Annotated in this window: 10 protein-coding genes; all 10 read left to right on the top strand. The window is 67.9% G+C overall.

What is annotated here, in order from left to right; genetic code table 11:
• The first annotated feature begins 20 nt into the window (after nt 1–20).
• The 10 genes from GGR04_RS12745 to rpmG all read left to right on the top strand — a co-directional run bounded on the left by GGR04_RS12745 (nt 21) and on the right by rpmG (nt 11,953).
• Nucleotides 21–977 (top strand): aspartate carbamoyltransferase catalytic subunit, encoded by a 957-nt coding sequence (locus tag GGR04_RS12745; protein ID WP_183200270.1) that lies wholly within the window; start codon nt 21–23, stop codon nt 975–977.
• Entirely contained in the window at nt 974–2,293 is a 1,320-nt protein-coding gene (locus GGR04_RS12750) for a dihydroorotase (RefSeq protein ID WP_183200271.1), read from the top strand. Before GGR04_RS12745 ends, GGR04_RS12750 begins: the two co-directional genes overlap by 4 nt.
• Entirely contained in the window at nt 2,290–2,904 is a 615-nt protein-coding gene (plsY, locus tag GGR04_RS12755) for a glycerol-3-phosphate 1-O-acyltransferase PlsY (RefSeq protein WP_183200272.1), read from the top strand. The genes GGR04_RS12750 and plsY overlap by 4 nt, the downstream gene beginning before the upstream one ends.
• A gap of 2 nt (nt 2,905–2,906) precedes the next feature.
• Nucleotides 2,907–4,034, top strand: coding sequence for a DNA-processing protein DprA (gene dprA, locus GGR04_RS12760; protein ID WP_183200273.1), 1,128 nt, complete (start codon nt 2,907–2,909; stop codon nt 4,032–4,034).
• Nucleotides 4,035–4,175: 141 nt separating this feature from the next.
• Nucleotides 4,176–6,944 carry a type I DNA topoisomerase gene (topA, locus tag GGR04_RS12765; protein ID WP_183200274.1) on the top strand — a complete coding sequence of 923 codons (2,769 nt, stop codon included), beginning with the start codon at nt 4,176–4,178 and terminating at the stop codon, nt 6,942–6,944.
• Between the two features lie 9 nt (nt 6,945–6,953).
• Nucleotides 6,954–9,227 carry a ribonuclease R gene (gene rnr, locus GGR04_RS12770; protein ID WP_183200275.1) on the top strand — a complete coding sequence of 758 codons (2,274 nt, stop codon included), beginning with the start codon at nt 6,954–6,956 and terminating at the stop codon, nt 9,225–9,227.
• On the top strand, nt 9,224–9,670 hold the full coding sequence (locus GGR04_RS12775) for a DUF983 domain-containing protein (RefSeq protein WP_183200276.1): 447 nt from the start codon (nt 9,224–9,226) through the stop codon (nt 9,668–9,670). Before rnr ends, GGR04_RS12775 begins: the two co-directional genes overlap by 4 nt.
• Nucleotides 9,671–10,107: 437 nt before the next feature.
• Nucleotides 10,108–10,410 (top strand): hypothetical protein, encoded by a 303-nt coding sequence (locus tag GGR04_RS24745; RefSeq protein ID WP_512698879.1) that lies wholly within the window; start codon nt 10,108–10,110, stop codon nt 10,408–10,410.
• Nucleotides 10,407–11,600, top strand: coding sequence for an MFS transporter (locus GGR04_RS12785; RefSeq protein WP_376769857.1), 1,194 nt, complete (start codon nt 10,407–10,409; stop codon nt 11,598–11,600). The genes GGR04_RS24745 and GGR04_RS12785 overlap by 4 nt, the downstream gene beginning before the upstream one ends.
• A 185-nt stretch (nt 11,601–11,785) precedes the next feature.
• On the top strand, nt 11,786–11,953 hold the full coding sequence (gene rpmG / locus GGR04_RS12790; RefSeq protein ID WP_149298814.1) for a 50S ribosomal protein L33: 168 nt from the start codon (nt 11,786–11,788) through the stop codon (nt 11,951–11,953).
• Nucleotides 11,954–12,192 lie beyond the last annotated feature (239 nt).

A 12,192-nucleotide genomic window follows, 5' to 3' on the forward strand; every position in this document is an offset into this window, starting at 1 on the left:
TCTCCTATAGGCGGACCTCGATGTCAGCGCCCTCTCCCACTCCGTCCGCCGCCCGTCGACACCTTCTCGGCATTGCCGGTCTGTCGCTTCCCGACATCCATGGTCTGATGGATCTTGCCGAGAGCGAGGTCGCCGTGAGCCTCGGGCGCGACAAGAAGAAGGCGGCCCTCAAGGGGCGCACGCAGATCAACCTGTTCTTCGAGGCCTCCACGCGCACGCAGGCCTCGTTCGAGCTGGCCGGCAAGCGTCTCGGCGCCGACGTCATGAACATGTCGGTGGCGAACTCTTCGGTGAAGAAGGGCGAGACGCTCATCGACACCGCGATGACGCTGAACGCGATGCGGCCCGACATTCTCGTGGTGCGCCACCACGCCGCCGGCGCCGTCGCGCTGCTGGCGCAGAAGGTTGGCTGCTCGGTCGTCAATGCTGGCGACGGCGCGCACGAGCACCCGACGCAGGCGCTGCTCGACGCCCTCACCATCCGGCGACACAAAGGCCGTGTCGCGCGCCTCGTGGTCGCGATCTGCGGCGACGTCCTTCACAGCCGGGTGGCGCGTTCCAACATCCTGCTGCTGAACGCCCTCGGCGCCGACGTGCGCGTCGTCGCCCCGTCCACCCTGCTGCCCGCCGGCATCGAGGAGATGGGTGTGCGCGTCTTCCGCCGCATGGAAGACGGGCTCGCGGGCGCCGACGTCGTGATGATGCTGCGGCTGCAGCGCGAGCGCATGGAGGGCTCGTTCGTGCCCTCGGTGCGCGAGTATTTCCGCTTCTTCGGCCTCGACGCGCAGAAGCTTAGCCACGCCAAGCCCGACGCGCTGGTGATGCATCCGGGCCCGATGAACCGCGGCGTCGAGATCGCGTCGGAGATCGCGGACGGGCCGCAGAGCGTCATCGAGGAACAGGTCGAGATGGGGGTCGCCGTGCGGATGGCCGTGATGGAATGGCTGATCGGCGACCATTCGGAGGCCTCACGATGAGCGCCCAGCGTCCCGTCATTGTCGAGAACGTCCGGATCCTCGACCCCTCGCGCGGCCTCGATGCGGCAGGAACGCTCATCGCGATCGACGGCGTGATCGCGGCATCCGGACCCGACGCCCTGAACCACGGCCGGCCCGACGATGCGGAGATCGTCGACGGCCGCGGCCTGCTGCTCATTCCCGGCCTCGTCGATGCGCGCGTCTTCATCGGCGAGCCCGGCGGCGAGCACCGCGAGACGATCCGCTCGGTCGGCCGGGCCGCGGCCGCGGGCGGGGTGACGTCGATCCTCACCATGCCCGACACCGATCCGGTGATCGACGACGTGGCGCTGGCGCAGTTCGTGATGCGCACGGCGCGCGAGACCGCGGCGATCAACGTCTTTCCCTCGGCGGCGCTGACGAAGGGGCTGGCGGGGCGCGAGATGACCGAGATCGGCATCCTCGCCGAGGCCGGCGTGCCCGCCTTCACGGACGGTCGGCGGACGCTCGCGAACAGCGGCCTGATCCGCCGCATCATGACCTATATCCGCGACTTCGACGCGCTGTTCATGCACGAGACGCAGGACGCCGATCTCACCGGCGCTGGCGTGATGAATGAAGGCCTTCTCGCCTCGTGGCTGGGTCTGCCCGGCATCCCTTGCGAGGCCGAGGTCATTCCGCTCGAGCGCGACCTGCGCCTCGCCGCGCTGACGCGCTGCCGATACCATGCGGCCAAGCTCTCCACCGCGCTGTCGCTGGCCGCGATGCGCCGGGCGAAAGTCGAAGGCGTGCATGCCACGGCGGGCGTGTCGATCAACCACCTCTCGCTCAACGAGAACGACATCGGCGAGTACCGGACCTTCTTCCGTCTGTCGCCGCCGCTGCGCTCGGAGGACGATCGGCAGGCGATGATCGACGGTCTGGCCGACGGTACGATCGACATCATCGTCTCATCGCACGACCCGCAGGATGCCGACGGCAAACGCCGGCCCTTCGCCGACGCGGAGGCCGGCGCCATCGGGCTGGAAACGCTGCTGCCCGCCGCCTTGCGGCTGCATCACTCCGACCGCGTGCCTCTGGCGCGGATCGTCGAGGCGATGACGACGGCACCCGCCAAACTTCTCAAGCTCGATCGCGGCACGCTGCAGGTCGGGCGCCCCGCCGATTTCGCGCTGGTGGATCTCGACGCGCCGTTCCTGTTCGACAAGTCGCGCATCCGCTCGCGTTCCAAGAACACGGCCTTCGAGAACGCTCGTTTCCAGGGCGAGGTCGTGCGGACCGTGGTCGCCGGGCGGACCGTTTTCGGTGGCGACCCAACGGAAGGCGAGAGGCGATGAGCGAGTTTCAGGGCTTCTTCGCCGAACCCCTTCCGCTGCTGGTCGCCTTGATCGGCGGCTATCTTTGCGGCACGATCGCCTTCGGCCTGATCCTGACGAAGGCGTTCGGCCTCGGAGACCTGCGGTCCATCGGCTCGGGCAATATCGGCGCCACAAACGTGCTGCGCACCGGCAACAAGAAGGTGGCCGCGCTGACGCTGCTCGGCGATCTCCTGAAGGCGACGGTCCCCATCCTCATTGCGTGGCGCTGGGGCGCATCCGCGGCGGCCGTAGCGGGGTTCGGGGCGTTTCTCGGACACCTCTTTCCGGTCTGGCTCGGCTTTCGCGGCGGCAAGGGCGTCGCGACCTATATCGGCGTCCTCCTCGGCTTCGCGCCGGTCGGCGTCCTCGTCTTCGCCGCGGTCTGGCTCGGCATGGCGAAGCTGTTCCGCTATTCCTCGCTCGCGGCGCTCACGGCCACGCTGGTGGTGCCCATCGCCTATCTCGCGCTCGGTGACTCGCTCGCCGCGGCGTTGACGGCCCTTCTCACAGTCTTCGTCTTCATCAAGCACGCGCCCAACATCGCGCGCCTGCGCGCCGGCACGGAAGGCAAGATCGGAGCGAAGGGCTGACGATGCCGCCGAGGCGTGGCGCACCGCTGGGAGATGACGAACGTGTCGCACGCCTTCGCCTGATCCGCACCGAGAACGTCGGTCCCGTGACCTTCGCCGGCCTGCTGCGCCGCTTCGGCAGCGCAAGTGCGGCGCTCGATGCGCTTCCGGATCTCGCCGTGCGCGGCGGAACGCGGCATACACCGCGGATCCCCTCGCAGGACACTATCGACGCGGAACTTGCGCTCGCAGCCCGCTTCGGCGCCCGGTTCGTCTGCTGGGGTGAGCCCGACTACCCTCCGCTGCTGCGCGAAGCCGACGCGGCGCCGCCCGTTCTCGCCGTCATGGGGGCTCTCGCCCCGTTGCAGCAACCGGCGGTGGCGATCGTCGGCGCCCGCAATGCGTCTGCCGCCGGAGCGCGGCTGACGGCGATGTTCGCCCGCGAACTCGGCGAAGCCGGTCATGTGATCGTCTCCGGCCTGGCGCGGGGCATCGACACCGCCGCCCATGAGGCCAGCCTGCCCACCGGCACGATCGGTGTCTTCGCCGGCGGGCTGGACAAGCCCTATCCGCGGGAGAACAAGGCGTTGATGCGCCGCATCGTGGATGGCGGCGGCTGCCTCGTCACCGAGATGCCGTTCGGCTGGGAGCCGCGCGCCGCCGACTTTCCCCGCCGCAACCGGGTGGTCGTCGGTCTGGCGGCGGGCGTCCTCGTGGTCGAGGCGGCGCTGCGTTCGGGTTCGCTCATCAGCGCGCGCCTCGCCGGCGAACTCGGCCGCCTCGTCTTCGCGGTGCCGGGCTCGCCGCTCGACCCGCGCGCCGCCGGCACGAACAGGCTGCTGAAGGACGGCGCGACGTTGACGACCGAGACCGCCGACATTCTGGAAGCGCTGTCGCCGCTCGATCCGCGCGCGCGCCGCTCGCATCCTGCGCCGGTGGAGGACGAAATCGCCGACGAGCCGGACCACGAGCCTGCGGATCGCGACCGGCGTCGCATTCTCGACGCCCTCGGCGCGACGCCCACGAGCCTCGAGGACATTCTGGCGCAGAGCGGCGCGGACCCGGCCGAGCTGCAGACCGTACTCCTCGAACTCGACCTCGCCGGACGGCTCGAGCGCCATGCCGGTGGCCGTGTCGCACTGCTTTCCTAGACCCTTCGGCAGTGGCTCCTGCGAAGGCACCACGGGACGGCCGGGGTTGACCGCCGCGCTCCGGCTGTCCATGTGAACGAAGACAATTCCCGGCACGGCGCCGTTCGGCCGCCCCTGCCCGCTCCCCAGGACCAACGCCTCATGGATCTCGTCATCGTCGAATCGCCGGCCAAAGCGAAGACGATCAACAAGTATCTCGGCAGCAACTACAAGGTGCTGGCGTCGTTCGGTCACGTGCGGGATCTGCCGGCGAAGGATGGTTCGGTTCGCCCGGACGAGGACTTCTCGATGGACTGGGAGGTCGACAAGCCCTCCCAGAAGCGCCTGAGCGACATCGCCACCGCCCTGAAGTCGTCCGATCGCCTGATTCTCGCGACCGATCCGGATCGCGAGGGCGAGGCGATCTCCTGGCATGTGCTGGAGGTTCTGAAGCAGAAGAAGGTGCTGAAAGACAAGCCTGTCAGCCGCGTCGTCTTCAACGCCATTACCAAGAAGGCCGTGCTCGACGCGATGGAGAACCCACGCGAGATCGACGTGCCGCTGGTGGACGCCTATCTGGCGCGCCGCGCGCTCGACTATCTCGTCGGCTTCACGCTGTCGCCTGTGCTGTGGCGCAAGCTGCCCGGCGCCCGCTCGGCCGGTCGCGTGCAGTCTGTGGCCCTGCGCCTCGTCTGCGATCGCGAGGCGGAGATCGAGCGCTTCAAGACCGATGAATACTGGCAGATCGCCGCCAAGCTCTCGACGCCGCGCGACGAAGAGTTCGTGGCGCGGCTGACCTCGTTCGAGGGCGAGAAGCTCGGGCGCCTGTCGATCGGCAACGAGACGCGCGCCTTCGAGATCCGTGACATGCTGAACGGCGCCTCGTTCCAGGCGGCGAGCGTCGAGGCCAAGCCGACGCGCCGCAATCCCGGCCCGCCCTTCACCACCTCCACCCTGCAGCAGGCGGCCTCCGCCAAGCTCGGCTTCAACGCCTCGCGCACCATGCAGGTGGCGCAGCGCCTCTATGAGGGCATGGACATCGGCGGCGAGACCGTCGGTCTCATCACCTACATGCGAACCGACGGCGTGCAGATGGCGCCGGAGGCGATCGACGAGGCGCGCGCCGCCATCGGCAAGACCTTCGGCGCGCGCTTCGTGCCCGAGAAGGCGCGCCTCTACACGACGAAGGCGAAGAACGCGCAGGAGGCCCACGAGGCCATTCGCCCGACGAGCTTCGACCGGCACCCGAAGGACATGGAGGCCTTCCTCGACCGCGACCAGGCACGGCTCTACGACCTCGTGTGGAAGCGGGCGATCGCCAGCCAGATGGCGTCGGCCGAGATCGAGCGCACGACGGCCGAGATCACCGCCGAGAACGGTGGACGCCGTGCGACGCTGCGGGCCACCGGCTCGGTGGTGCGCTTCGAGGGGTTCCTCGGCGCCTATCAGGAACATCGCGACGATTCGAAGACGCCGGACGCAGCAGCCGCCGCCGAGGAGGAGGACGATGCGGCTCGCCTGCCTGAGATCGTGGCGCGCGAATCGCTGAAGAAGCGCGCCGTCGAGCCGACGCAGCACTTCACCGAGCCGCCGCCGCGCTTCTCGGAAGCCTCGCTGATCAAGCGCATGGAAGAACTCGGCATCGGCCGTCCTTCCACCTACGCCGCGACGCTCAAGACGCTCGAAGACCGGCAGTATATAGTTCAGGACAAGCGCAAGCTCTTCCCGGATTCGAAGGGCCGGCTGGTCACGGCCTTCCTGCACAATTTCTTCGAGAAGTACGTCGAATACGATTTCACGGCCGATCTCGAAGGCAAGCTCGACGGCATATCGGCGGGCGAACTCGCCTGGAAGGACGTGCTGCGCGAGTTCTGGACGGATTTCTCGGCGCAGGTCGACGGCACCAAGGAACTGCGCGTCACCGACGTGCTCGACGCCCTGAACGAGGAACTGGCGCCGCTCGTCTTCCCGGATCGCGGCGACGGCTCGAACCCGCGAGCCTGTCCGCGCTGCGGCGAAGGCAAGCTCAGCCTCAAGCTCGGCAAATTCGGCGCCTTCGTCGGCTGCTCGAACTATCCCGAATGCGGCTTCACCCGTCAGCTCGGCACCAACCTTCAGGCCGAAGGCGTCGAGGGCGACGGCTCGAACGAACCGAAGACGCTCGGCGTCGATCCCGATTCCAGCGAGCCGGTGACGCTGCGCTCCGGTCGATTCGGACCTTACGTCCAGCGCGGTGACGGCAAGGAAGCCAAGCGCTCGTCGATCCCGAAGGGCTGGCAGGTCTCCGACATCGACTTCGATAAGGCGATGCAACTCCTCTCGCTGCCGCGCGAGGTCGGTTTGCATCCCGAAACCGGCAAGCCGATCCTCGCCGGGCTCGGGCGCTATGGTCCGTTCCTGCAGCACGACGGCGCCTATGCCAACCTCGAGACGATCGAGGACGTGCTGACGGTTGGCCTCAACCGGGCCGTGACCGTGATTGCCGAGAAAAAGGAACGCGGTGGCCGCGGTCGCTCGACTCCGGCAGCACTCGCGACCCTCGGCGAGCACCCAGCCTTCGGCGGTGAGATCACGGTGCGCGAGGGCCGGTTCGGGCCTTACGTGAACGTTGGCAAGATCAATGCGACCTTGCCGAAGAGCAAGGACCCGGCGTCGGTGACGCTGGAAGAGGCGATCCAGCTTCTGAACGAGCGTGCCGAGAAGACCGGGACGACGCCGAAGAAGGCTTCGGCCAAGAAGCCCGCCGCCAAGAAGACGGCGACGAAGGCGAAGGCCAAGGGCGATGCGGCGGAAGGCGAGGCCACGCCGGCGAAGAAGCCGGCGGCTCGACGTGCACCGGCCAAGGCTGCAGCCGCACCGGCGCCCGCTCCGAAGGCGCCGCCAAAAACCGAACTGATCAAGGCCCCGAAGGCCAAGGCCAAGGCAGACTAGGACGACACGATGGCACGACGGGCGAAACCGACCTCGGACACTCGCTCGCTCAGCCGGGAAGCGGTTCTGCGCTTCGTGGCGGAGAACCCCGACCTAGCCACCAAGCGCGATCTCGCCGACGCCTTCGGCGTGAAAGGCGAGGCTCGCGTCCTCCTCAAGGACATCATCGCCGACCTGCAGGCCGAGGGCGTGCTGCAGGGCAGCCGCAAGCGCTTCTCGCAGCCTGGCGTACGTCCCGCCGTCTCGCTCGTCGACATCCGGGCTCGCGACGACGACGGCGGCCTGCTCGGCGATCCCGTGGATTGGAACGAGAGTGAACTCGGTGCCCGTCCGCGCTTCCGCATCGCTTCCACCGGCCCGTTCTCCGCGGCCGGCATCGGCGACCGCGTGCTGGCCGAACTCGACTACGAGGCCGCCGGCGGGCCCAAGGCCAAGGTCGTCCGCCTGTTGGAACGCAAGGGCGCGCGGACTCTCGGCGTCTTCCGGGCGACGCCGGGCGGCGGCGGTCGGGTGGAGCCGGTGGAGCGGCGCCAGCTCGAATACATCGTGCAGCCTGGCGACACGCGCAGCGCCAAGGACGGCGATCTCGTGGAGGTCGAGCCGCGTGCAAAGAGCCGGTCCGGCCTGCCGCAGGGCAGCGTTGCCGAGGTGGTGGGCTCGCTGCGTTCGGAACGCGCCATCTCGACGATCGCGCTCCACGCACATTCGATCCCGCACGTCTTCCCGAAGGCGGTGCTGGACGAAGCCGAGATCGCCGGTCCCGCGACGATGGAAGACCGCGAAGACTGGCGCGACCTGCCGCTCGTGACCATCGACCCCCGCGACGCCAAGGACCATGACGACGCAGTCCACGCCCGCCCGGACGACGATCCGTCGAACCCCGGCGGCCATGTCGTGACCGTCGCGATCGCGGACGTCTCCTGGTACGTGCGGCCCGGCACCCGGCTCGACGCGGAGGCCAAGCTGCGCGGCAACTCGGTCTACTTCCCCGATCGGGTGGTGCCGATGCTGCCCGAGCGGATCTCCAACGATCTCTGCTCTCTTCGCGAGAAGGTGGACCGTCCGGCCTTGGCAGTGCGAATGGTGTTCGACGCACGAGGCGAGAAGCGACGCCACGAGTTCCACCGCATCATGATGCGCTCGCACGCCAAGCTCGCCTATCAGGACGCGCAGGCGGCGATCGACGGCACGCCGAACGAGGTGGATCCCGGCATCGTCGAGACCGTGCTGCGTCCGCTCTGGGTCGCCTACGCCGCGCTGAAGCGCGGGCGGGCCGAGCGCCAACCGCTGGAACTCGACCTGCCCGAGCGCAAGATCGTGTTGACGCCGGACGGGCAGGTCGATCGCGTGACGATCCCCGAGCGGCTCGACGCGCACAAGCTCATCGAAGAATGCATGATCCAGGCGAACGTCGCCGCGGCCGAGGCGCTGGAACAGAAGCGCCAAGCGCTGATCTACCGCGCGCACGATGCGCCCTCGATGTCGCGCCTGGAATCGCTGCGCGACTTCCTGCGCACGCTCGACCTGCCGCTCGCCAAGAGCGGTGCGCTTCGTCCGGCGCATTTCAACGGCATCCTCGCGGCGGTGAAGGACACCGACCACGAAAGCCTCGTCAACGAGGTGGTGCTGCGCTCGCAGAGCCAGGCGAGCTATTCGCCGGAAAACATCGGGCATTTCGGGTTGAACCTGATGCGCTACGCGCATTTCACTTCGCCCATTCGCCGCTACGCCGATCTCGTCGTGCACCGCGCGCTCGTCACGGCGCTCGGGCTTGGCGCCGGCGGCCTCAGCCGCGAGGAAGAGGACCAACTCGAGCAGACGGCCGACGAGATCAGCCGGGCGGAACGGCGCGCCATGGCCGCCGAACGCGACACGGTGGACCGGCTGATCGCGCATCATCTGGCCGAACGCGTCGGCGATGCCTTCGATGGCCGGATCGCGGGCGTCACGCAGGCTGGACTCTTTGTCCAGTTGCCGGCCTTCGGCGCGGATGGTTTCATCCCCATCTCGACACTCGGCGCAGACTATTACCACTACGACGAGATCGCGCATTCACTGGTCGGCGAACGCAGCAAGCGCGGTTTTCGCCTTGGAGACAGCGTCGAGGTGAAGCTGGTGGAAGCCATTCCGCTGGCAGGCTCGATGCGGTTCGAGATGCTGACCGAGCCGCGCGAACTCCCGGCGTCGAACGCCTCGTTCCACAAGGCGGGCCGTCGCAGCGTGAAGGCGTCGCGCCCCGGCCGAAGCGGTGGGCCCGGCGGAAAGAACAGGAAGAGACGATGACCGACACCCCCGCCACCGCCGCCCGGATCGAGACCCATCGGTCTGTCGAGCCTGGAGCCGGCGAGCGGAGGAACCTCTGGCGATCCATCGGCCGCGGCCTGCTCATGCGGTGTCCGCATTGCGGAGAGGGCAAGCTCTTTGCGGGGTTCCTGACGAGTGTCGAAGCTTGCTCGGTCTGCGGCGAAGAGTTTCATCATCACCGCGCCGACGACCTGCCGCCCTACCTCACCGTGTTCATCGTCGGCCATCTCGTGGTCGCGCTCTTCATGGGCGTCGAGGAGGTGACGGTACTGCCGCTTTGGGCTCATCTGGCCATCTGGATCCCGGTGACGCTCGTTCTCTCGCTCGTGCTGCTGCGCCCGCTCAAGGGCGCGACGATCGGCCTGCAATGGGCCATCCGGATGCATGGCTTCGGCGAAGCGCCGGCCGGGGCCGATCACTGACGTTGGTTCGCCTCGATCGCTCGACGCCGACCCCCGAACCGGCGGGACGAGCGGCTCAAGCCGTGCGCCCCCGCGATGCCGCTTCGCTCGTGGTTTACGATGACCGCTGCAATCCACCGCGTTTCCTCATGGGACTTCGAAGCGCTCGCCATGTCTTCATGCCCGGTCATCTCGTGTTTCCCGGAGGCAAGCTCGAAACGTCGGACGCGCATCTTGCCGCGGATCTTTGCAGACGGGCGTCGTTCGCTCGTCGAACGGCTACCACTTCGTCCCCGGCCCCGCTCCGTGACATCGCGCTTGTGCTCGCCGCCATTCGCGAGACCTTTGAAGAAACCGGCGTGATGATCTGCGAGCCCGCTCGCTTCCGGTCGCGGGCGCCCTTCTGGCGAGATTTCGCGCAACGCGGCGTTCGCCCTGCAAACCGGCAGCTGGTGCCGATGGCACGCGCCGTCGCGCCCGAAGGGTTCGTGCGCCGATACGACACGCGGTTCTTTCTGGTGTCACGGGGCTATGCCATGCAAGCCATTGCGACACCCCCGACGGACGAGTTCGACATGGTGGAGTGGATGACCGCCGACGAGGCCGCCTGCTTCCCGCTGATCGAGGTAACGCGCGCCGTCCTTGCGCAGGCCGCCGCGTGGATCGAGACGGGGCGGTTCGATCGCTTCCGCCATCCCCTCACCCGCCTCCGCCCCCATGTCGGATCGACGTTCGGCGAGCAGGCCCCCCGATGGACATGAGCGACACGATGGACGGCATCGGGCCGGACGACCGCGATCTCCAGCCGATCGATCGCTTGGGCATCGCAGCCGCCATCGCATCGATCACCGCCGTCGGCGTCGCGCTCGGCCTCGGGCTGCCACTGCTCAGCGTCATTCTCGAGCAGCGCGGCACGTCGCCGACGATGATCGGCGTCAACACTGCCGTCGCCGGCCTGGCTTCGCTTCTGGCCGCCCCGCTCGTCACGCCCATCGCGCGCCGAATCGGCGTCCACACGACGATGCTCGTCTCCATCGTCGCGGCCGGCCTCGCCGCGATCGGCTTCTACGTCTTCGTCCCCCTGTGGACCTGGTTTCCGCTCCGCCTCGTCTTCCATTTCGCGATCACTGCGATGTTCGTGCTGTCGGAATTCTGGATCAACGCCGCCTGCCCGCCCGGTAGGCGCGGGCTGATTCTCGGGATCTACGCCACCGTCCTGGCCATGGGGTTCGCCCTCGGGCCCTTCCTGTTTTCGGTGGTTGGCAGCGCCGGCTTCCTCCCGTTCGGCATCGGAGCGGGCGTGATCTTCGCCGCCGCCATTCCACTGTTCCTCGCCTGGAACCGGGAACCGAAGATCGAATCGAGCAGCAGCGGCTCGTTCCGTCGCTTCATCTTCGCCGTTCCGGCGGCGACCGGCGCCGTCCTCGTCTTCGGCGCCGTCGAATCAGGCGGGTTTGCCCTCTTCCCGCTCTACGGCCATGCGCATGGTTTCTCCGAGGCGGGCGCGGCGCGGCTCCTCACCGTCATCGGCCTCGGCAGCGTGCTGATGCAGATCCCCATCGGGCTTCTCAGCGATCGCGTGCCCGATCGCCGATGGATGCTGCTGGCTTTCGCACTCGTGGGGCTCACTGGCGCGCTGGCGCTGCCCTGGCTGATGGAGAGCTGGTGGCTCGTGGCGGCGACGCTGTTCGTCTGGGGCGGCGGCGTGGCCGGCCTCTACACGGTGGGGCTGGCGCATCTCGGCTCACGCCTGTCCGGCACCGAACTTGCCGCGGCCAACGCGGCATTCATCTTCTGCTACTCGCTGGGCATGCTCGTCGGTCCCCAGATGATCGGCGGTGCGATGGATACGCTGGGGCGCGATGGCTTCGCCTACGCGCTGGCCCTTCTCTTTGCCGCCTACCTCGTTCCCATCGGCATCCGAACCGCTCGAAGCGCCCGCCGCTCTTGACTTGAGCGCGGCGATGCGTAGTGTCCGCGCCAAGAGACGGGCCATGTTCTGTGCGCCCGCCTGGTGTCGTGCCGGTTGCGGTTCGAGACCGTATCGACCCAATCGATCTCCTGCTTGCCCAGCGCGAAGTCTGTCCGGCTCACCGCGAAGCGCAGGACGTGATTTCGCCAGACGGATGGAAGACTATGGCCAAGGCTACAACGATCAAGATCAAGCTGCTCAGCACCGCTGATACCGGCTTCTTCTACGTCACTACGAAGAACAGCCGTACGATGACCGATAAGATGGTCAAGACGAAGTACGATCCGGTGGCTCGCAAGCATGTCGAGTTCCGCGAGGCGAAGATCAAGTAAGGTCTGCCGTCTTCGCGACGACGAAGAATCCGCCGCCTCCGGGCGGCGTTTTTGCGTCTCGCGTCTCCGTGGATCTCGGCCGCACGACGATACGTCGGCACCACGTTCACAAACGAAAACGAGCCGCGGCTCAGCGGGAGCGCGGCTTCGAAGATCGACTTGGGGAAATGGCGCACAGGTTAGCGAAGTGGCCGGCCGGCAGGCCAATCGCGGCGCGAGGACACCGCATATGACCGGCT

The organism is Aureimonas pseudogalii (genome assembly GCF_014196835.1).
GTDB classification, from domain to species: Bacteria; Pseudomonadota; Alphaproteobacteria; order Rhizobiales; family Rhizobiaceae; genus Aureimonas; species Aureimonas pseudogalii.